A 20,883-nucleotide genomic window follows, 5' to 3' on the forward strand; every position below is an offset into this window, starting at 1 on the left:
GCATGAATGGGCAGATTATGACCCTGACGCGCAGTTTACAGACGAGGTTACATTTTTCAGCGCTTTTGCAGCTTTTATGCCTTCAAATACGCAGTCTGTTGTCAGGGACTTGACAGCTTCGGCTATGATAAGCGCTTTGATTTAGTCGGCCTACCCTGGCCGCGCACGTATGTCCAAGGATCCTATGAGCAAGCCCACTCCAGAACCCGCTGCCCATTCAAAGGCAGGTCCAGCCGTACCGACCAATTTCCTGCGTCCTATCGTGCAGGCAGACCTGGACTCGGGCAAGCACAGCAAAATCGTGACCCGCTTTCCGCCGGAGCCCAATGGCTACCTGCACATCGGTCACGCCAAGTCGATCTGCGTGAACTTCGGTCTGGCCAAGGAGTTCGGTGGCGATACGCACCTGCGTTTCGATGACACCAACCCGGCCAAGGAAGACCAGGAATACATCGACGCCATCATGAGTGACGTCAAGTGGCTGGGCTTCGAGTGGGCGGGCGAAGTGCGCTACGCCTCGCAGTATTTCGACCAGTTGCACGACTGGGCGGTCGAGCTGATCAAGGCAGGCAAGGCCTATGTGGACGATCTGACCCCCGAGCAGGCGCGCGAATATCGCGGCACCCTGACCGAGCCGGGCAAGAACAGTCCGTTCCGCGAGCGTGGCGTCGAGGAAAACCTCGACCTGTTCGCGCGTATGAAAGCCGGCGAATTCGAGGATGGCGCGCGTGTACTGCGCGCCAAGATCGACATGGCCTCGCCGAACATGAACCTGCGTGACCCGATCATCTACCGCATTCGTCATGCGCATCACCATCAGACGGGTGACAAGTGGTGCATCTACCCGATCTATGACTTCACCCACGGTCAGTCGGATGCCCTCGAAGGCATCACCCACTCGATCTGCACCCTGGAGTTCGAAAGCCATCGCCCGCTGTACGACTGGTTCCTCGATAACCTGCCGGTGCCGTGCAAGCCTCGTCAGTATGAGTTCTCGCGCCTGAACCTGAACTACACCATCACCAGCAAGCGCAAGCTCAAGCAACTGGTTGACGAGAAACACGTCAGTGGTTGGGATGACCCGCGCATGTCGACGCTGTCGGGCTTCCGTCGCCGTGGCTACACGCCGAAATCGATTCGCAATTTCTGCGAAATGATCGGCACCAACCGCTCTGACGGCGTGGTCGATTTCGGCATGCTCGAATTCAGCATCCGCGACGACCTGGACCACAGCGCGCCGCGCGCCATGTGTGTACTGCGCCCGCTGAAAGTTGTGATCACCAATTATCCGGAAGGCCAGGTCGAGAAGCTGGAGTTGCCGCGCCATCCGAAAGAAGACCTCGGTGTACGCGAGCTGCCGTTCTCGCGGGAGATCTACATCGACCGCGACGATTACATGGAAGAGCCGCCGAAAGGCTACAAGCGTCTGGAGCCGAACGGTGAAGTGCGCTTGCGTGGCAGCTATGTGATTCGTGCCGACGAAGCGATCAAGGATGCCGACGGCAACATCGTCGAGCTGCGTTGCTCCTACGACCCGGAAACGTTGGGCAAGAACCCAGAGGGCCGCAAGGTCAAGGGCGTCGTGCACTGGGTGCCCGCAGCCGAGAGCGTAGAGTGCGAAGTGCGTCTGTACGATCGCCTGTTCCGTTCGCCGAACCCGGAAAAAGCCGAAGAGGGCGCAAGCTTTCTGGACAACATCAACCCGGACTCCCTGCAAGTACTGACCGGTTGTCGCGCCGAGCCCTCGTTGGGCCAAGCGCAACCGGAAGACCGTTTCCAGTTCGAACGCGAAGGTTATTTCTGCGCGGACATCAAGGACTCCAAACCTGGTCGACCTGTCTTCAACCGCACCGTGACGTTGCGGGATTCCTGGACCTGATGCTGTACGTTTGAGGGGGAGCACGTGCTTTCTATCTACAACACGCTCACCAAGAGCAAAGAAGTTTTCAAGCCGCTGGATGGCAACAAGGTGCGCATGTACGTCTGCGGGATGACCGTGTACGACTACTGCCACCTGGGCCATGGCCGCAGCATGGTTGCGTTCGATCTGGTGACGCGCTGGCTGCGCTTCAGCGGTTATGAACTGACCTATGTGCGCAACATCACCGATATCGACGACAAGATCATCAACCGGGCGCGGGAAAACGGTGAGTCGTTCGACGCACTGACCGCGCGCATGATCGAGGCCATGCACGAGGACGAGGCGCGCCTCAATATCCTCAAGCCGGACATGGAGCCGCGTGCCACCGATCATATCCCTGGCATGCACGCCATGATCCAGACCCTGATCGACAAGGGTTATGCCTACGCGCCGGGTAACGGCGATGTGTATTACCGGGTCGGCAAGTTTCAGGGTTACGGCAAACTGTCGCGCAAGAAGATCGAAGACCTGCGCATCGGCGCACGCATCGAAGTGGACGAGTCCAAGGAAGATCCGCTGGACTTCGTGCTCTGGAAAGGCGTCAAGCCGGGCGAGCCGAGCTGGGAGTCGCCCTGGGGTGCAGGACGTCCAGGCTGGCATATCGAGTGCTCGGTGATGTCGACCTGCTGCCTGGGCGAGACCTTCGATATTCATGGCGGCGGCAGCGACCTCGAGTTTCCGCACCATGAAAACGAAATCGCCCAGAGCGAAGCGGCCACCGGCAAGACCTACGCCAATGCCTGGTTGCACTGCGGCATGATTCGCATCAATGGCGAGAAGATGTCCAAGTCCCTGAACAACTTCTTTACCATTCGCGACGTGCTGGAAAAATATCACCCGGAAGTGGTGCGTTACCTGCTGGTGTCGAGCCACTACCGCAGCGCGATCAACTATTCCGAAGACAGCCTGCGTGAGTCGAAGGCGGCACTGGAGCGGTTCTATCACGCGCTCAAGGGCCTGCCGGTCGCCGAACCTGCGGGTGGCGAGGCGTTCGTCGAGCGTTTCAGCACGGCGATGAACGATGACTTCGGTACGCCTGAAGCCTGTGCGGTGCTGTTCGAGATGGTTCGCGAGATCAATCGTCTGCGCGAATCCGATATCGCAGCAGCGGCGGGTCTGGCGGCGCGCTTGAAGCAACTGGCCAGCGTGCTGGGTGTGCTGCAACTCGAAGCCGACGACTTTTTGCGCGCTGGCGCGGAAGGGCGGGTCGATGCGGCTGAAGTGGAGGCGCTGATTCAGGCGCGGCTGGCTGCGCGTGCCGCGAAAGACTGGGCTGAGTCCGACCGTATCCGCGACCAGATCACCGCCATGGGCGTTCTGCTGGAAGACGGCAAGGGCGGCACCACCTGGCGTCTGGCGGACTGATCAAGGACTATCCCTGAAACACTATCGTGCCCACTCCGCGTGGGCATGCTGTTCTGGACGCTCCGCGTCCTGTCCTCGATGATGTGCTGCCTGCCGAGCGTCAAACACTAAACGATCCGCTGCTCCCGCAACCGCTTGTACAGCGTGTTGCGGCTGACGCCCAGACGTTTGGCCAGCTGTGAAATATTCCCGCCTGCCGCTTGAAACATTTGGCCGAGGTCTTCGCTCGAGTGAAGGCGCGTGGCCGACTCCTGAGTCCTGACCGGGGCACGGCATTCCTCATCCGCGTGAGCATCGAGCAGAAAGTCCTCGGGCAGATGGTCAGTGCCGATCGGCTGTTCGTCGGCCAGTGCCAGTGCTACCTGAATCACACTGTTGAGTTGGCGCAGGTTGCCCGGCCAGGGGTGACGCTCGAACAACTCAAGCACGTCTCTGGAGAAGCCCGCGCGCTGATGAGCATCACGGTGCCGCTCCCAGATTCGCTGGACAAGCGCATGTTTATCCGTCCGCTCGCGCAGGGGTGGGAGTTCGATGCTCAGGCCGCTGATCCGGTAATAAAGATCCTGGCGAAAAAGCCCCGCCTGGACCTGATCGCGCAGGCCTCGGTTGGTGGCTGAAATCAGGCGTATATCGACCGGATACAACTCGCTGCTGCCCAGTGGCTGAACGCAGCGCTCTTGCAGCACACGCAGCAGTCGCGCCTGAACCGGCATCGGCATGTCGCCCACCTCATCCAGAAACAGCGTGCCTTTGTCGGCCTTGCGGATCAGGCCGATGCTGCCTTTCTGGTTGGCCCCGGTGAAGGCGCCTCTTTCATAGCCAAACAGCTCGGCCTCGACCAGTTCGGCCGGTATCGCTGCACAGTTGACCGCGATTAGCGGCTGGCTGGCGCGCGCACTGGCCTGATGCAGGGCTTTGACAAAGACTTCCTTGCCAACCCCGGTTTCACCATGAATGAGCAGCGGGATGTCTTTTTCCAGCAGCCGCTGCGCCTGACGCACAGCCTTCTCGACCTTCGCATCGCCCAGGCTGATCGCCTGCAGATCAAGGTTTCGTGGTGCAGCAGGCACCTGCGCAGCCTGGACGCAATGCAGCTTCAATGGTTTTCGAGTCGGACGCTTGAGCAGGCATTGAAAGCGATTGTTGCCAAATGCATGCAGCGCAAACGGACGCGCTTCGGTTTCGCTGAGCAATTGCAGGATCGGACATTTGAACAGCGTCTCGATGCTGGCACCGGCCGGAGCCGTCCCCAGCAAAGTGTCGGCACGCCGATTGGCGCACAGGATCTGGCCACTTTCGTCAAAAATCAGCAGGCCGGCCCACTGGCTGTCGAGGTTGTTCAGACCGGTATTGAAGATCAGCTGGAAGTGGGAGTCGCGAAACTGGTCTAGGATCAGGCGGTTTTCCACCGACTGGCTCATCATCTTGACCATGCCCAGCGTGTGCGAGGGTGGCAGGAAGCTGTCACTGGACACATCCAGCACGGCAATGATGCGCCTATCAGCATCGAAGATCGGTGAGGCCGAACCGGTCATGAAGCGGTTGGCCTTGAGGAAATGCTCGTCCGGCTCGATATGAATGGCCTGCTCGCAGGCCAGCGCTGTGCCGATGGCATTGGTGCCCGTGCCGCGCTCGCTCCAGCTGGCACCTGGCATGAAGCCCTGAGCCTGGGACGATTCGACGAAGCGCTGCGCACCCCATGACTTGAGCAACTGACCTTGAGGGTCGGCCAGCAGAATCAGACAGCTGGAGTTGCTGAGAATGTTTTCGTAGACCGGCAGGACCTCCTGATGGGTGGTCTGTACCAGTCCGTTATGGCGCTCCAGCAACCTGGAAACCTCCGCCCCCGGTAATTGGCCGAATGACGGGCGCGTCTGATGACTGAGGCCGAAGTCCCGGCAACGGGTCCATGAATCCTGAACGATGATGTCGTGAGCAAGCGAAGCGCTGGTTTGAGACATGAGGATGCCTGCGAATATGACGTATTGTTTTTGTTTTTAGGTCCCGTCGGCGTGACCATCCTTGCCCGCAACGTCCGTCCAGTGTCGTTCAGTTTTGTTCAAAGTCAATGTTCATTTTGTTCAAGTGTTCAGTATTTTCTGTTCATTATTGTTCAGCTGTGAAAGGCGTTTCGTCCCCTGATTACGGGCGAACGCTCTGTTTCGGGCTTCACCGGCAATTTGCCTGAGCTGGCACGAATGTCGCTATCTGCAAACAGTCACGCATTCACCCTTAAGAAAAAAACAACAAAGGGCACGCCATGTCACTCACGCTGGAGCATGTCAGTCGCGCCGTCGATGGCCAGGTCTGGATCGACGACGCTTCCCTGAGCTTTGAGCCGGGATCATTCAACGTTCTGCTGGGGCGCACCCTGTCCGGCAAAACCAGCCTCATGCGCCTGATGGCCGGGCTGGACAAGCCGGACAGCGGGCGAGTGCTGATGAACGGAGTCGATGTCACCAATCGTCCGGTTCGCCTGCGCAACGTCTCGATGGTTTATCAGCAGTTCATCAATTACCCGAGCATGACGGTGTTCGAAAACATCGCTTCGCCGCTGCGCCAGGCGGGTCTTTCCAAAGACGTGATCCACAGCCGGGTGCAGGAAACCGCGAAGATGCTACGCATCGAAAAATTCCTGCAACGCCATCCCCTCGAACTGTCCGGTGGGCAGCAGCAGCGCACCGCGATGGCCAGGGCGCTGGTCAAGGACGCCGAGCTGATCCTCTTCGACGAACCACTGGTCAACCTCGATTACAAGCTGCGCGAAGAGCTGCGTCAGGAAATGCGCGAGCTGTTTGCCGCTCGCCATACCATCGCCATCTACGCCACCACCGAGCCCAATGAAGCGCTGGCGCTGGGCGGCACCACCACCATCCTGCATGAAGGGCGGGTGGTACAGAGCGGCAAGACCCCCGAGGTCTATCATCGACCTGCGACTGTGCTGGCCGCCGAGCTGTTCTCCGAACCGCCGATCAACCTCATGCCGGGCCGTATAGAGGGCAATGAAGTCAGCTTCGCCAATTTCGTGCACTTCCCGCTCAACGTCGACCTACGCGCCGTCGGCGATGGCGAGTATCGTTTCGGCGTGCGCCCCAGCCATTTGAGCCTGGTGCCGTCCAACGATGACGATCTGGAGCTGGCGGTTACTGTCGAGCTTGCGGAAATCAGTGGTTCTGAAACCTTTCTGCATGTGCGCAACGAGCTGTTCTCGCTGGTCCTGCATCTGCCGGGCGTGCATGCCTACGACGTCGATGCGGCGATTCGGGTGTACATCCCGACCCACAAATTGTTTGTATTCGATCAGCAGGGCGGCCTGATTCAGGCGCCGGGCCTGCGTATGGCGAGGGTTGCCTGATGGCCGAGATCCGCTTGCAGAACCTCGCGCACAGCTACAGCGCCAAGCCTGGTCCTGACGACTATGCAATTCGCGAGATGAGTCACGTCTGGGAGCAGGGCGGTGCTTATGCGCTGCTCGGGCCTTCCGGGTGTGGCAAGTCAACCCTGCTCAATATCATTTCCGGCCTGCTCAGTCCGTCGCAGGGGCAGGTGCTTTTTGACTCGAAAGTGGTCAATGAGCTGCCTCCTGAGCGCCGTAACATCGCTCAGGTTTTCCAGTTTCCGGTGATCTACGACACCATGACGGTGTTCGACAATCTGGCCTTTCCATTGCGCAATCAGGGCATGGACGAGGCGCGGATTCTCATCAAGGTCAACGAAATTGCCGATGTCCTGGACCTGCAGCCGCTGCTGAAAAAGAAGGCGCGCAACCTCAGTGCGGACGAAAAGCAGAAGGTCTCCATGGGCCGCGGGCTGGTGCGCGATGACGTGTCGGCGATCCTCTTCGACGAACCGCTGACCGTGATCGACCCGCACCTTAAGTGGAAACTGCGGCGCAAGCTCAAGCAGATCCACGAGCAGTTCAATATCACCATGGTCTACGTCACTCACGATCAACTGGAGGCGTCGACCTTTGCCGACAAGATCGCCGTGATGTATGGCGGACAGATCGTCCAGTTCGGCACGCCGCGGGAGCTGTTCGAGAAGCCGTCGCATACCTTTGTCGGCTATTTCATCGGCAGCCCGGGGATGAATCTGATTGATGTCACGCCGCAGCCGGGCGGCGTCGGTTTTGCCGATATTCACCTGCCGCTGCCTGAGTCGTTGCAGCAGAAGCTCGCCAATACGCCGTGGAAAACGCTGAAAGTGGGTATTCGTCCTGAGTTCGTGCATGTCTGGGACGGGCCTTACGACGATGCGATGTGCGCCGACGTGACCTATGTGGAAGACCTCGGCACTTACAAGATCATCACCCTGAAACTGGCCGGACAACTGCTGAAGGTGCGTCTGCAGGAAGACAAACCGGTGCCGCAAGGCCAGGCCTGGATCAGCTTTCCGGGTCAATGGCTGATGCTCTATGCAGATGATTACCTGATCGAAGCCGGCCCTGCCAGTGAGGTGTCCCATGCGTAAGGTTCAGAACAACAAGGCCTGGTGGCTGGTGATGCCGGTGTTTCTGCTGGTGGCATTCAGCGCGATTATCCCGATGATGACCGTGGTCAACTATTCGGTGCAGGATATCTTCGACCAGTCCAGCCGCTATTTCGTCGGCACCGACTGGTTCCGGCAGGTTCTGCAGGACCCGCGTCTGCACGACTCGCTGTTGCGCCAGTTCATCTATTCGGGCTGTGTGCTGCTGATCGAGATCCCGCTGGGCATCGCGATTGCCCTGACCATGCCGACCAAGGGCCGCTGGTCGTCATTGTGTCTGATCGTGATGACCATTCCACTGCTGATCCCGTGGAACGTGGTCGGCACTATCTGGCAGATCTTCGGCCGTGGTGATATCGGTTTGCTGGGGTACACGCTGAACAATGTGCTGGGCATCAACTACAACTACGCCGCCAATGCCTCGGATGCCTGGGTGACGGTGCTGGTCATCGACGTCTGGCACTGGACCTCGCTGGTGGCCTTGCTCTGCTATTCAGGACTGCGGGCGATTCCGGATGTGTATTACCAGGCGGCGCGCATCGATCGGGCGTCCGGCTGGGCGATCTTCCGGCATATCCAGTTGCCGAAGATGAAAAGCGTGCTGCTGATTGCGGTGATGTTGCGCTTCATGGACAGCTTCATGATCTACACCGAGCCGTTCGTGCTGACCGGTGGCGGGCCGGGTAACTCCACCACGTTCCTCAGTCAGACGCTGACCACCATGGCGCTCGGGCAGTTCGACCTGGGGCCTGCGGCCGCGTTCTCGCTGGTGTATTTCCTGATCATTCTGTTGGTGTCATGGGTGTTCTACACCGCGATGACTCACAGCGAAAAGAATTGAGGGGCTGGTCATGAGTCTGCGCAAAATCATACCGCTGTGGATTTACCTGTTGTTTCTGCTGGTGCCGATCTACTGGTTGATCAACATGTCGTTCAAGACCAATACCGAGATCCTCGGTGGCCTGACCCTGTGGCCGCAGGATTTCACCCTGGCCAACTACAAGGTGATCTTCACCGACGAGAGCTGGTACAGCGGTTACCTCAACTCGCTGTACTACGTGTGCCTCAATACCGTGATATCGCTGAGCGTCGCATTGCCGGCAGCCTACGCGTTTTCACGCTATCGTTTTCTCGGCGACAAGCACCTGTTCTTCTGGCTGCTGACCAACCGCATGGCGCCACCGGCAGTCTTCCTGCTGCCGTTTTTTCAGCTGTATTCGTCCATCGGTCTGTTTGACACGCACATCGCCGTGGCACTGGCGCACTGTCTGTTCAACGTTCCGCTGGCCGTATGGATTCTGGAGGGTTTCATGTCCGGCGTTCCCAAGGAAATCGATGAAACGGCCTACATCGACGGTTACAGCTTTCCCAAGTTTTTCGTGAAGATTTTCATTCCACTGATTGGTTCGGGTATCGGGGTCACCGCGTTTTTCTGCTTCATGTTCTCCTGGGTCGAGCTGTTGCTGGCGCGCACCCTGACGTCGGTGAACGCCAAGCCGATCGCTGCGGTGATGACCCGCACCGTGTCGGCATCGGGTATCGATTGGGGGGTGCTGGCGGCGGCAGGGGTGTTGACCATTCTGCCGGGCATGCTGGTGATCTGGTTCGTTCGCAACCATGTGGTCAAGGGCTTTGCTCTTGGTCGTGTCTGAGGAGTCGAAAAAATGGAGTGGATGTCCTGGACACTGCCCACTGCGGCCTTCTTCATCAGCATTGCGCTGCTGCTGGCAGGGATGACCGTATGGGAGTTGCGCTCGGCAAGTATCGAGCGTCGCGGTTTTCTGCCGATTGCCACCACGCGTGGCGACCGTCTTTTCATTGGGCTTTTAGGTAGCGCTTATCTGCATTTGCTGGTGATCGGCGCGACGGACTGGAGCATATGGATCGCTTCTGGGGCTTCCCTGGTGTGGCTGTTGGTGGTGATGCGTTGGGGTTAGAGAGCGGCCGGGCGCGGTTGCCGGGGTGATCCGGTCGGCGGCATTGGAAAAGCGGGACTACATGAAAGCAACCTGGAGATGACTATGTTCAATAAGAAAAACAAGCTGCAACATAGCGTGACGCTGGCAACCATGATCATGCTCAGCGGGTTGAGTGTGTCGGCATGGGCGGATAAGTACGAAGATGCGGCGAAGAAGTGGGCGGACAGCGAATTCAAGCCGAGTACGCTTTCCGATGACGAGCAGTTGAAAGAGCTGAAGTGGTTCATCGAAGCTGCCAAGCCGTTTCGTGGCATGGACATCAAGGTGGTGTCGGAAACCCTGACCACCCATGAATACGAATCCAAGACCCTGGCCAAGGCGTTCACTGAAATCACCGGTATCAAAGTCACCCATGACTTGCTGCAGGAAGGTGATGTCATCGAAAAGCTGCAGACCGCCATGCAGTCGGACAAGAGCATCTATGACGGCTGGGTCAACGACTCGGACCTGATCGGTACGCACTTTCGCTACGGTAAGGCCCTGTCTCTGACGGATCTGATGGCCAGTCCGGAAGGCAGTAAAGTCACCTCGCCGACGCTGGACCTGAACGACTTCATCGGTATCTCATTTACCACCGCTCCAGACGGCAAGCTTTATCAGCTGCCTGATCAGCAGTTCGCCAACCTTTACTGGTTCCGTGCCGACTGGTTCGAACGTCCCGACCTGAAAAAGAAATTCAAGGACAAGTACGGCTATGAGCTGGGCGTTCCGGTCAACTGGTCGGCTTACGAGGACATTGCCAAGTTCTTCAGCGAAGACGTCAAGGAGATCGACGGCAAGAAAGTCTTCGGTCACATGGACTATGGCAAGAAAGACCCGTCACTGGGCTGGCGTTTCACCGATGCCTGGTTCTCCATGGCCGGCAGCGGCGACAAGGGTTTGCCTAACGGTCTGCCGGTGGACGAGTGGGGTATTCGCGTCGAAGACTGCCATCCGGTCGGCTCCAGCATTACCCGGGGTGGTGACACCAACGGCCCGGCGGCAGTGTTCGCCACACAGAAATACATCGACTGGCTGAAAGCCTATGCGCCGCCGGAAGCGGCGGGCATGACCTTCTCCGAATCCGGACCAGTGCCTTCGCAGGGTAACGTCGCGCAACAAATCTTCTGGTATACCGCCTTTACTGCCGACATGACCAAGCCAGGCCTGCCGGTGATGAATGCTGACGGCACGCCGAAGTGGCGCATGGCGCCTTCGCCAAAAGGCCCTTACTGGAAAGAAGGCATGAAGCTCGGCTATCAGGACGTCGGTTCATGGACGTTCCTGAAGTCGTCCGACGAGAAAAAGCGCCTGGCCGCCTGGCTGTATGCGCAATTCGTGACCTCGAAAAGCGTTTCGCTGAAGAAAACCATCGTCGGCCTGACGCCGATTCGCGAGTCGGATATCAATTCCAAGGAGATGACCGAGCTGGCGCCTAAACTGGGTGGTTTGGTGGAGTTCTATCGCAGCCCGGCACGCGTGCAATGGTCGCCTACCGGCACCAATGTGCCTGACTATCCGAAGCTGGCACAGCTGTGGTGGAGCCATGTGGCCGAGGCGGTCACCGGCGAGAAGACTGCGCAGGAGGCCCTCGACGGTCTGGCCAAGGACCAGGATGCAATCATGACGCGCATCGAGCGTTCCAAGGTTCAGGAAGCCAGCAAGTGTGCGCCGAAGATGAATCCGGAAACCACTGCAGAAGCCTGGTACAAGAAGGCCGAAGAGAGCAACGGCAAGTTCCTCGCGCCACAGCGTAAGCTGGCCAACGAGAAACCCAAGGGTGAAACCATCGCCTACGCTGACCTGCTGAAAAGCTGGGAGGCAGCCAAGAAGTAAGGTTTTGTCGAGGTAAAAAAACGGCACCTTCAAGGTGCCGTTTTTTATCGCCGCAGGCTGATCAGTCGTGCAGGGTTTCTGCCGCGTACAGCGTGTTTTCCAGCAGGCAGGCGCGGGTCATGGGGCCGACGCCGCCCGGAACCGGAGTGATCCAGCCGGCGCGGGGCAGGGCGGTCTCGTAAACCACGTCGCCTACCAGCTTGCCGTCTTCCTGGCGATTGATGCCGACATCAATGACGATCGCGCCCTGCTTGATCCATTCGCCTTTGACGAGGCCCGGCTTGCCGGCGGCAACCACCACAAGATCGGCACGACCCACGTGGCCTGCCAGATCCTTGGTGAAACGGTGGGTCACCGTGACGGTGCAGCCCGCCAGCAGCAGTTCCATCGCCATCGGGCGGCCGACGATGTTGGACGCGCCGACGACGACGGCATCCAGACCGTACAGGTCGACACCGGTGCTTTCGAGCAGGGTCATGATGCCTTTGGGCGTGCACGGACGCAGCAGCGGAATGCGCTGGGCGAGGCGACCCACGTTATAAGGATGGAAACCGTCCACGTCCTTGTCCGGGCGAATGCGCTCCAGCAGCAACGAAGCGTCAAGGTGCGCGGGCAAGGGCAGTTGCAGCAGGACGCCGTCGACAGCGGCATCCTCATTGAGGCGGTCGATCAGATCGGTCAGTGCTGCCTGAGTGGTATCAGCGGGCAAGTCGTAAGCCTGGGAGATAAAACCGACTTCCTCGCAGTCCTTGCGCTTGTGAGAGACATAGACCTGGGAGGCGGGGTCGCTGCCGACCAGAATCACCGCGAGGCCCGGCGTACGCAGACCTTGCTGGCTACGTTCGGCGACACGTTTGGCGATCTGCTGGCGCAGGCTGGCGGCGATCGCCTTGCCGTCGATTAGTTTTGCAGTCATGACGCGTGATTAACCATCGAGAGGAAAAAAATGAGCGCGCATTCTCTCATGACATGGCGCGAGGGCAAAGGCGATTGCTTTGCATATTCAGCTAACTCCTTTATCTAGCTGAATTTTTTTCAAAAAAAGGTTGACGACCCCAGGGGGCGTCTATAAGATTCGTCGCACTTGCCGGGCAGAGCCCAGCACTGGTTAAGCTAGCACTGGTTGATTCGGTCAGGCAGAGTTGCAAATCAGCTCGGTGTGATTGATTGAAAGCCTTTTAGTTTGTTATCGCAAGAGTACAAATTATATAAGTGCCCGTAGCTCAGCTGGATAGAGCATCCGCCTTCTAAGCGGATGGTCGCAGGTTCGAGTCCTGCCGGGTGCGCCATTAAAGGCAGCTTTGGCACAGCAAGTAGGTTGTATCGTCACGCGCAATATGGTGGGCGTAGCTCAGTTGGTAGAGCACAGGATTGTGACTCCTGCGGTCGTGGGTTCGAACCCCATCGTCCACCCCATATTAAGAAGGGCGCCAGATTCATAGTCTGGCGCCTTTGCTTTAAAAGTCTGAAATGCGGATGTGGTGGAATTGGTAGACACACTGGATTTAGGTTCCAGCGCCGCAAGGTGTGAGAGTTCGAGTCTCTCCGTCCGCACCAGATGTACTTTCGCCGGGTTCCAGTGAGCACCGCGAAAGCCAAGAGAAGCCCGCCAAGTGCGGGCTTTTTGTTGTCTCGGGTTTAGTATTTCTGTGGTCTGAAGATTGTTGAGCGGCAACGGCGTGAGCAGGATGCTCTTGCTCGCGCCGCGATGTGCTGCTGTCTCAAGGCAGGAAGCGGTTTTTCTGATTATTCAATAACCAGCAATACCTTGCCTTGGCACAGGAGAGACGAATTCGCTCCAGGGATCTCGATGGCTACGCTGTAGCCGCCGGGCTCCATGGAGGATAAATCTGCCGTGAATGAAAAGCCTGATTTCAAGAGTTTTTCATTGTTATAGGTCTTTACCAGGTCAATGCGATCAACGATGGCGGGGGCCTTGAATACAGTGGGAGTTCCTTTGTAGCCCGTCAGGCGAAGTCTCATTTCCTTTGGGGCGTCCTGGTTGGCAGTGTCGATCGCCCAGCCGTTGAACACAGCGACGCCTCGCGGTACATAAATGCTCGCTCCTGTTCCTGCGCTAATCTGTCCAGCAATTGAGTCAATATTGCATTTGTCTGATGAATAATAATTGGTTTTGGTGGTTGCTGCGCTTCCCTGGCTTCCTTCTTTATCATTGCACCCGGTCATTGTTGCTGAGGCTATAGCCAGAAAACTGAATGCAGCAATCATCTTGTACATGGTTTTTCCTGAGGGGTATCAATGTGTAGGGCATTGATTTGTTGAATATTTAAACGCTCTACCGCGCTATCGACGCAGCGCGAAATTGTACGATTCGCCAATCGCGCGGGTCTCTGTCCTTGCTGCTGGAATCTGGCCGGATTATGTAGCGGTTGACAGTGCTGTACAAGGCGCTGCCTTGAGCACAGGAGGCGCCCCGGCGCTTCCTTCTCCCCATGCAGTCGTATCCAGCCAGGCGCTCTGCTCTGGGATGCTGCCGTTCCTTTCGACAGCGTGCGGTGCTTCTATCGCTGCGTTTGGCGTGTGTAAAACCTGGCAGACACAGACGATTTCTCTGGTTGGCGGTGGCATTCGATTACGCATTGACGTCGCATTCGATACACACCTTCTGGCGGTTGATCAAAGGACTTATTTGCATAAAAAATTGTCAGTCCCGTCAAATGCTTGCAATGGGTGGCGCGTCATCGCCACGTTGTGTACGATGCGCGCCGGGTTGAATCAGGCTGGAAGCTGCCTTGCGCCATTGAATCAGTACATCAAAAAATGCATTGATTTCAGGCGTCAAGGCTGGAGCCTGGCGTGGCAGGTTTCTGGAGATTTCGTTTTGTACTCTCCGTTCGCCATGACACATGTGACGTCGAGTGAGTGCTCGGGTCGCGAGAAAAAAGCCGCCTCGAGCGGTTTTTTTGTTTCAGCGTATTCGCTTTACCGTCTCGCTGGTCGACTGGCCTTTTCGCCGTCGGTCGAGTGGGGCGCGCTACATGGACGGGGTCGGTCGTCTCCGGTGCTGATGCTTCTTTATATAGAAGCCGTGCCAGACGCGTCGCCGAGGGTGCAAGGCTCTGTTCTTCCTTGCGCCGCTGCGCTCCGCTCTCGTCCTATAAATCCGCCCTTTTTCAGTAGGGTGACTTCTTGAGTATGACCCACTAGAATGCATGCCCTTGATTCTGGGGTCGGAAACGGCCGGCTAACGTCTGTGCAACGAGGAATATCCATGCAAGTTTCTGTTGAAAACACTTCCGCTCTTGAGCGCCGCATGACCATTGGCGTGCCTGCCGAACGCATCGAGACTGAAGTCAACAAGCGTCTGCAACAGACCGCGCGCAAAGCCAAGATCCCGGGCTTCCGCCCTGGCAAGGTGCCTATGAGCGTGATTCGTCAGCGTTACGAGGACGGCGCACGTCAGGAAGCACTGGGCGATCTGATTCAGGCTACTTTTTATGAAGCTGTGGTTGAGCAGAAGCTGAACCCGGCCGGTGCTCCTGCAGTAGAGCCCAAGTCGTTCGAAAAAGGCAAAGATCTGGAATACGTGGCTACTTTCGAAGTATTCCCGGAATTCACCGTTGCCGGCTTCGACAGCATCTCCGTAGAGCGCCTGTCTGCCGACGTGGCTGACAGCGATCTGGACAACATGCTTGAAGTGCTGCGCAAGCAGAACGTTCGTTTCGAAGTGGCTGATCGTGCTGCCCAGAACGAAGACCAGTTGAACATCGATTTCGTCGGCAAGGTCGACGGCGAAGTGTTCGCTGGCGGTTCCGCTACCGGCACCCAGCTGGTTCTGGGTTCCGGCCGCATGATCCCTGGTTTCGAAGACGGTCTGGTTGGCGCCAAGGCCGGTGAAGAGCGCGTTCTGAACGTGACCTTCCCTGAGGACTATCAGAACCTCGAGCTGGCCGGCAAGGCTGCCGAGTTCACCGTGACCGTCAACACCGTTTCCGAGCCAAAGCTGCCTGAGCTGAACGAAGAGTTCTTCAAGCAGTTCGGTATCAAGGAAACCGGTATCGAAGGCTTCCGCACCGAAGTTCGCAAGAACATGGAGCGCGAGCTGCGTCAGGCGATCAAGTCCAAGGTCAAGAATCAGGTCATGGACGGTCTGCTGGCCGCCAACCCGATCGAAGTGCCTAAAGCGCTGCTGGAAAACGAAGTCAACCGTCTGCGTGTGCAGGCCGTTCAGCAGTTCGGCGGCAACATCAAGCCTGACCAGCTGCCGGCAGAGCTGTTCGAAGAGCAGGCCAAGCGCCGCGTCGAGCTGGGTCTGATCGTTGCCGAGGTCGTCAAGCAGTTCGACCTCAAGCCTGATGACGCTCGCGTTCGCGAAATGATTCAGGAAATGGCCTCCGCCTATCAGGAGCCTGAGCAGGTCGTTGCCTGGTACTACAAGAACGAGCAGCAAATGAACGAGGTACGTTCTGTTGTGCTTGAAGAGCAAGTTGTAGATACTGTTTTGCAGAAAGCTAGCGTGACCGACAAATCGGTCTCCTACGAAGAAGCTGTCAAGCCGGTGGAAGCTCCAAAAGCCGACTGATTTCTCTTTTCGTGCGAAAACACCCACAAGCCAGCCTTCGCGCTGGCTTGTGCGTATTCAAGACTCGACTATTTGGGAGTGAATGCAGGACATGTCCCGCAATTCTTATATTCAGCAGAACTCTGACATCCAGGCCGCTGGCGGCCTGGTCCCGATGGTTATCGAGCAGTCCGCCCGTGGCGAACGCGCCTATGACATCTATTCGCGCCTTCTCAAGGAGCGAGTCATCTTTATGGTTGGTCCGGTAGAGGACTACATGGCCAACCTTATCGCGGCACAACTGCTCTTCCTTGAAGCGGAAAACCCGGACAAGGATATCCATCTCTACATCAACTCGCCGGGCGGTTCGGTGACTGCAGGCATGTCGATCTACGACACCATGCAGTTCATCAAGCCGGACGTTTCGACCATCTGTATCGGTCAGGCTTGCAGCATGGGTGCATTCCTGCTGGCCGGCGGTGCAGAAGGCAAGCGTCATTGCCTGCCCAACTCGCGGATGATGATTCACCAGCCGCTGGGCGGTTTCCAGGGCCAGGCGTCGGACATCGACATCCATGCCAAGGAAATCCTGCACATTCGTCATCGTCTCAACTCGCTGCTGGCGCATCACACCGGCCAGAGCCTCGAAACCATCGAGCGCGATACCGAGCGTGACAACTTCATGAGCGCAGAGCGTGCAGCCGAATACGGCCTGATCGACTCGGTGATCAACAAGCGTCAAATGCCTGCCTAAGCGGCTCAAAATGTAGGGGGTCGGCACAACCGACCGCCTGCGGACTTGAAAAAGCCCGCAATAGCCTTCATCTTGTGTTGCAAGCCTACCGGATTGGATCGATCGAATGACTGACACCCGCAACGGCGAGGACAACGGCAAATTGCTCTATTGCTCCTTCTGTGGCAAAAGCCAGCATGAAGTGCGCAAATTGATTGCCGGCCCCTCGGTCTTTATCTGCGACGAGTGCGTCGACCTGTGCAATGACATCATCCGTGAGGAGGTGCAGGAAGCCCAGGCCGAAAGCAGCGCGCATAAATTGCCTTCGCCTAAAGAAATCAGCGGCATCCTTGACCAGTACGTCATCGGTCAGGAACGTGCCAAAAAGGTTCTCGCAGTAGCGGTGTACAACCACTACAAGCGTTTGAATCAGCGTGACAAGAAGAACGACGACGTCGAACTGGGCAAAAGCAACATCCTGCTGATCGGCCCTACGGGCTCCGGCAAGACGCTGCTGGCCGAAACACTGGCTCGCCTGCTTAACGTGCCGTTCACCATTGCTGACGCCACCACCCTGACCGAAGCCGGTTATGTGGGTGAGGACGTCGAAAACATTATCCAGAAGCTGTTGCAGAAATGTGATTACGATGTCGAGAAGGCCCAGATGGGTATTGTCTACATCGACGAAATCGACAAGATTTCGCGCAAATCCGACAACCCTTCAATCACTCGTGACGTGTCCGGTGAAGGCGTGCAGCAAGCCTTGCTGAAACTGATCGAGGGCACCGTGGCTTCCGTTCCGCCTCAAGGTGGTCGCAAGCACCCGCAGCAGGAATTCCTGCAGGTGGACACGCGTAATATCCTCTTTATCTGCGGTGGCGCCTTCTCGGGCCTGGAAAAGGTCATTCAGAACCGTTCCACCCGTGGCGGCATCGGCTTCAACGCCGAGGTTCGCAGCAAGGAGGAGGGCAAGAAGGTTGGCGAGTCGCTGCGTGAAGTCGAGCCTGACGATCTCGTCAAGTTCGGTCTGATCCCCGAGTTCGTGGGCCGTCTGCCGGTGCTTGCGACGCTGGACGAGCTGGATGAGGCTGCGTTGATACAGATCCTCACCGAGCCGAAGAACGCGCTGACCAAGCAGTATGCCAAGCTGTTCGAGATGGAAGGTGTGGACCTCGAGTTCCGTACCGATGCGCTGAAATCGGTTGCCCGTCGCGCGCTGGAGCGCAAGACCGGTGCCCGTGGCCTGCGTTCGATTCTCGAGGGCGTGCTGCTCGACACCATGTACGAAATCCCGTCGCAGAGCGATGTGAGCAAGGTGGTGATCGACGAAAGCGTTATCGATGGCACGTCCAAGCCGCTGTTGATCTACGAAAACAGCGAGCCGCCTGCCAAGGTTGCTCCCGACGCATAAACGCATGTTCATAGGCGTGAAGTAATACTGAAGGGGGCCTTTTTGGTCCCCTTTTGCATTTTTAAGCCGCTCATTCGTTTTGTATGAAGAAACTGATCTTGGCGGGTCGCGCCTCTAGAGCTTGTTTTTTTTGGACGCTACCCCCATCTTGGCTTCAAGCTAATTCCATCTGTCCCGGCCAATTGGCCGCCGTAGAGGCGAAATCATGAAGACCACTATTGAATTGCCTCTCTTGCCATTGCGTGATGTCGTGGTTTATCCGCACATGGTTATCCCGCTGTTCGTGGGGCGCGAGAAGTCTATCGAAGCCCTTGAAGCGGCAATGACAGGCGACAAGCAGATCCTGCTGCTCGCGCAAAGAAATCCGGCTGACGACGATCCTGATGAAAAGGCTCTGTACAGCGTCGGCACCATTGCCACCGTATTGCAATTGCTCAAGCTGCCCGATGGCACCGTCAAGGTGCTGGTCGAAGGTGAGCAGCGTGGTTCGGTAGAGCGTTTCATCGAAGTCGATGGTCACTACCGAGCAGACGTCGCGCTGATCGAAGAAGTCGACGCACCGGATCGTGAATCCGAAGTGTTCGTGCGCAGCCTGCTGGCTCAGTTCGAGCAATACGTGCAACTGGGCAAGAAAGTCCCGGCAGAGGTCCTGTCGTCGCTTAACAGCATCGATGAGCCTGGCCGCCTGGTCGACACCATGGCAGCGCACATGGCGCTCAAAATCGAGCAGAAGCAGGAAATCCTCGAGATTATCGACCTGTCAGCCCGTGTCGAGCACGTGCTCGCCTTGCTGGATGCCGAAATCGACCTGCTGCAGGTTGAAAAACGCATTCGCGGTCGTGTGAAGAAGCAAATGGAGCGCAGCCAGCGCGAGTACTACCTGAATGAGCAGATGAAGGCCATTCAGAAGGAACTGGGCGATGGCGACGAAGGCCACAACGAGATCGAAGAGCTGAAAAAGCGCATCGACGCTGCCGGCCTGCCCAAGGACGCTCTGACCAAGGCGAATGCCGAGCTGAACAAGCTCAAGCAAATGTCGCCGATGTCGGCCGAAGCGACTGTGGTTCGCTCCTATATCGACTGGCTGGTTCAGGTGCCGTGGAAGGCGCAAAGCAAAGTACGTCTGGACCTTGCGCGCGCTGAAGCGATTCTCGATGCCGACCATTATGGTCTGGACGAGGTCAAGGAACGCATCCTCGAATACCTCGCTGTGCAAAAGCGCGTGAAGAAGATTCGCGGCCCTGTGCTGTGTCTGGTAGGTCCTCCAGGTGTAGGTAAAACCTCCCTGGCGGAGTCCATCGCCAACGCGACCAATCGCAAATTTGTGCGTATGGCACTGGGTGGCGTGCGTGACGAGGCTGAAATTCGTGGTCATCGCCGGACTTACATCGGTTCGATGCCAGGAAGATTGATACAAAAGATGACAAAGGTGGGCGTTCGCAACCCGCTGTTCCTGCTTGACGAAATCGACAAGATGGGCAGTGACATGCGTGGCGATCCGGCGTCGGCACTGCTCGAGGTGCTTGATCCCGAGCAGAACCACAATTTCAACGATCACTACCTTGAGGTCGACTACGATCTTTCGGACGTGATGTTTCTCTGCACGTCGAACTCGATGAACATTCCGCCAGCGCTGCTGGACCGGATGGAAGTCATTCGCCTGCCGGGCTACACCGAAGACGAAAAGATCAACATCGCCGTCAAGTACCTCTCGCCCAAGCAGATTCAGGCCAACGGCTTGAAGAAAGGCGAGATCAGTTTTGACGAGGAAGCGATCCGCGACATCATCCGTTACTACACCCGTGAAGCGGGTGTGCGCGGGCTTGAGCGGCAGATTGCCAAGGTCTGCCGCAAGGCGGTCAAAGAGCACGCGATGGAAAAACGTTTCGCGGTGCAGGTCACTGCCGACATGCTCGAGCACTTCCTGGGCGTGCGCAAGTTCCGCTACGGGCTGGCAGAGCAGCAGGATCAGATCGGTCAGGTCACCGGCCTGGCGTGGACTCAGGTGGGCGGCGAACTACTGACCATCGAAGCGGCGGTCGTATCGGGCAAGGGGCAGTTGATCAAGACCGGTTCGCTGGGTGATGTCATGGTCGAATCCATTACCGCAGCCCAGACAGTGGTTCGCAGCCGCGCCCGTAGCCTGGGCATCCCCGCTGATTTCCACGAGAAACACGACACGCATATCCACATGCCGGAAGGTGCCACGCCGAAGGATGGACCGAGTGCTGGCGTGGGCATGTGCACCGCACTTGTTTCGGCGCTTACACAGATTCCTGTGCGGGCAGATGTGGCAATGACGGGCGAAATTACCCTGCGTGGTCAAGTGCTGGCGATTGGTGGTTTGAAGGAAAAACTTCTGGCCGCACACCGTGGTGGAATCAAGACGGTGATCATTCCAGAAGAAAACGTGCGTGATTTGAAGGAGATTCCTGACAATATCAAGCAGGATCTGCAGATCAAGCCCGTTAAATGGATTGACGAAGTCCTGCAAATTGCGCTGCAATACGCGCCGGAGCCTTTGCCGGACGTGGCTACAGATCTGGTCGCCAAGGAAGAGAAGCGCGAGTCTGACTCTAAGGACAGAATTAGCACGCATTAAGTCTGGGCAGGCTTCCTTGACAGCTTTTTAGAGCCCTTGTTATAAAG

General features: G+C 57.5%; 15 protein-coding genes and 3 tRNA genes. 15 read left to right on the forward strand and 3 right to left on the reverse strand.

The window, feature by feature from the left end:
* Positions 1-184: 184 nt before the first annotated feature.
* The gene (locus tag JOE39_RS02250; RefSeq protein ID WP_004418525.1) at positions 185-1,879 is read left to right on the forward strand and encodes a glutamine--tRNA ligase/YqeY domain fusion protein; all 1,695 of its coding nucleotides are present in this window, start codon (positions 185-187) and stop codon (positions 1,877-1,879) included.
* Between the two features lie 24 nt (positions 1,880-1,903).
* Positions 1,904-3,286: a cysteine--tRNA ligase gene (gene cysS, locus JOE39_RS02255; RefSeq protein ID WP_003423213.1), complete on the forward strand. Its 1,383-nt coding sequence runs from the start codon at positions 1,904-1,906 to the stop codon at positions 3,284-3,286.
* A gap of 107 nt (positions 3,287-3,393) precedes the next feature.
* On the opposite strand, the gene JOE39_RS02260 is transcribed toward cysS, so the two are convergent.
* Complete coding sequence (locus JOE39_RS02260) at positions 3,394-5,247, reverse strand: sigma-54-dependent Fis family transcriptional regulator (protein ID WP_198699884.1); 1,854 nt, start codon at positions 5,245-5,247, stop codon at positions 3,394-3,396.
* 299 nt (positions 5,248-5,546) lie between these two features.
* On the opposite strand from JOE39_RS02260, the gene JOE39_RS02265 reads away from it, so the two are divergent.
* From JOE39_RS02265 to JOE39_RS02290, 6 genes are all read left to right on the forward strand, one after another.
* Entirely contained in the window at positions 5,547-6,641 is a 1,095-nt protein-coding gene (locus JOE39_RS02265) for an ABC transporter ATP-binding protein (RefSeq protein ID WP_003315283.1), read from the forward strand.
* Complete coding sequence (locus JOE39_RS02270; RefSeq protein ID WP_003390667.1) at positions 6,641-7,756, forward strand: ABC transporter ATP-binding protein; 1,116 nt, start codon at positions 6,641-6,643, stop codon at positions 7,754-7,756. Before JOE39_RS02265 ends, JOE39_RS02270 begins: the two co-directional genes overlap by 1 nt.
* Positions 7,749-8,615 carry a sugar ABC transporter permease gene (locus JOE39_RS02275; protein WP_002552729.1) on the forward strand — a complete coding sequence of 289 codons (867 nt, stop codon included), beginning with the start codon at positions 7,749-7,751 and terminating at the stop codon, positions 8,613-8,615. The genes JOE39_RS02270 and JOE39_RS02275 overlap by 8 nt, the downstream gene beginning before the upstream one ends.
* 10 nt (positions 8,616-8,625) lie before the next feature.
* Complete coding sequence (locus JOE39_RS02280) at positions 8,626-9,426, forward strand: carbohydrate ABC transporter permease (protein ID WP_003315280.1); 801 nt, start codon at positions 8,626-8,628, stop codon at positions 9,424-9,426.
* 12 nt (positions 9,427-9,438) lie between these two features.
* Positions 9,439-9,711: a DUF2160 domain-containing protein gene (locus JOE39_RS02285; protein ID WP_003415748.1), complete on the forward strand. Its 273-nt coding sequence runs from the start codon at positions 9,439-9,441 to the stop codon at positions 9,709-9,711.
* Positions 9,712-9,795: 84 nt separating this feature from the next.
* Positions 9,796-11,568, forward strand: coding sequence for an ABC transporter substrate-binding protein (locus JOE39_RS02290; protein ID WP_096116276.1), 1,773 nt, complete (start codon positions 9,796-9,798; stop codon positions 11,566-11,568).
* Positions 11,569-11,629: 61 nt separating this feature from the next.
* Here JOE39_RS02290 and folD read toward each other — a convergent pair whose 3' ends face one another.
* On the reverse strand, positions 11,630-12,484 hold the full coding sequence (folD, locus tag JOE39_RS02295; RefSeq protein ID WP_003304374.1) for a bifunctional methylenetetrahydrofolate dehydrogenase/methenyltetrahydrofolate cyclohydrolase FolD: 855 nt from the start codon (positions 12,482-12,484) through the stop codon (positions 11,630-11,632).
* Positions 12,485-12,780: 296 nt separating this feature from the next.
* Between folD and JOE39_RS02300 the strand changes: the two genes are divergently transcribed.
* From JOE39_RS02300 to JOE39_RS02310, 3 genes are all read left to right on the forward strand, one after another.
* A tRNA-Arg gene (locus tag JOE39_RS02300) sits at positions 12,781-12,857 on the forward strand.
* Positions 12,858-12,908: 51 nt separating this feature from the next.
* Positions 12,909-12,984, forward strand: a tRNA-His gene (locus JOE39_RS02305).
* Positions 12,985-13,040: 56 nt separating this feature from the next.
* Positions 13,041-13,125 (forward strand) — tRNA-Leu (locus JOE39_RS02310).
* A 189-nt stretch (positions 13,126-13,314) separates the two neighbouring features.
* Here JOE39_RS02310 and JOE39_RS02315 read toward each other — a convergent pair.
* Positions 13,315-13,806, reverse strand: a complete 492-nt coding sequence (locus JOE39_RS02315; protein WP_003342837.1) for a hypothetical protein — start codon at positions 13,804-13,806, stop codon at positions 13,315-13,317.
* A gap of 994 nt (positions 13,807-14,800) precedes the next feature.
* Here JOE39_RS02315 and tig point away from each other — a divergent pair.
* The 4 genes from tig (at position 14,801) to lon (ending at position 20,836) form a co-directional block, all read left to right on the forward strand.
* On the forward strand, positions 14,801-16,111 hold the full coding sequence (gene tig, locus JOE39_RS02320) for a trigger factor (RefSeq protein WP_003315274.1): 1,311 nt from the start codon (positions 14,801-14,803) through the stop codon (positions 16,109-16,111).
* A 91-nt stretch (positions 16,112-16,202) separates the two neighbouring features.
* Positions 16,203-16,844: an ATP-dependent Clp endopeptidase proteolytic subunit ClpP gene (gene clpP, locus JOE39_RS02325; RefSeq protein WP_002552734.1), complete on the forward strand. Its 642-nt coding sequence runs from the start codon at positions 16,203-16,205 to the stop codon at positions 16,842-16,844.
* Between the two features lie 106 nt (positions 16,845-16,950).
* On the forward strand, positions 16,951-18,234 hold the full coding sequence (gene clpX, locus JOE39_RS02330; RefSeq protein ID WP_002552735.1) for an ATP-dependent Clp protease ATP-binding subunit ClpX: 1,284 nt from the start codon (positions 16,951-16,953) through the stop codon (positions 18,232-18,234).
* A gap of 205 nt (positions 18,235-18,439) precedes the next feature.
* Complete coding sequence (gene lon, locus JOE39_RS02335) at positions 18,440-20,836, forward strand: endopeptidase La (RefSeq protein WP_003423227.1); 2,397 nt, start codon at positions 18,440-18,442, stop codon at positions 20,834-20,836.
* Positions 20,837-20,883: the final 47 nt, after the last annotated feature.

The sequence above is a fragment of the Pseudomonas sp. PvP100 genome, assembly GCF_017833055.1.
Classification (GTDB): Bacteria; Pseudomonadota; Gammaproteobacteria; order Pseudomonadales; family Pseudomonadaceae; genus Aquipseudomonas; species Aquipseudomonas syringae.

Coding starts and splice junctions, on each gene's coding strand:
- JOE39_RS02290 (WP_096116276.1), top strand. CDS start 9,796: ATGTTCAATAAGAAAAACAAGCTGCAACATAGCGTGACGCTGGCAACC.
- clpX (WP_002552735.1), top strand. CDS start 16,951: ATGACTGACACCCGCAACGGCGAGGACAACGGCAAATTGCTCTATTGC.
- JOE39_RS02285 (WP_003415748.1), top strand. CDS start 9,439: ATGGAGTGGATGTCCTGGACACTGCCCACTGCGGCCTTCTTCATCAGC.
- lon (WP_003423227.1), top strand. CDS start 18,440: ATGAAGACCACTATTGAATTGCCTCTCTTGCCATTGCGTGATGTCGTG.
- folD (WP_003304374.1), bottom strand. CDS start 12,484: ATGACTGCAAAACTAATCGACGGCAAGGCGATCGCCGCCAGCCTGCGC.
- JOE39_RS02270 (WP_003390667.1), top strand. CDS start 6,641: ATGGCCGAGATCCGCTTGCAGAACCTCGCGCACAGCTACAGCGCCAAG.
- tig (WP_003315274.1), top strand. CDS start 14,801: ATGCAAGTTTCTGTTGAAAACACTTCCGCTCTTGAGCGCCGCATGACC.
- JOE39_RS02250 (WP_004418525.1), top strand. CDS start 185: ATGAGCAAGCCCACTCCAGAACCCGCTGCCCATTCAAAGGCAGGTCCA.
- JOE39_RS02265 (WP_003315283.1), top strand. CDS start 5,547: ATGTCACTCACGCTGGAGCATGTCAGTCGCGCCGTCGATGGCCAGGTC.
- JOE39_RS02280 (WP_003315280.1), top strand. CDS start 8,626: ATGAGTCTGCGCAAAATCATACCGCTGTGGATTTACCTGTTGTTTCTG.
- JOE39_RS02315 (WP_003342837.1), bottom strand. CDS start 13,806: ATGTACAAGATGATTGCTGCATTCAGTTTTCTGGCTATAGCCTCAGCA.
- JOE39_RS02260 (WP_198699884.1), bottom strand. CDS start 5,247: ATGTCTCAAACCAGCGCTTCGCTTGCTCACGACATCATCGTTCAGGAT.
- JOE39_RS02275 (WP_002552729.1), top strand. CDS start 7,749: ATGCGTAAGGTTCAGAACAACAAGGCCTGGTGGCTGGTGATGCCGGTG.
- clpP (WP_002552734.1), top strand. CDS start 16,203: ATGTCCCGCAATTCTTATATTCAGCAGAACTCTGACATCCAGGCCGCT.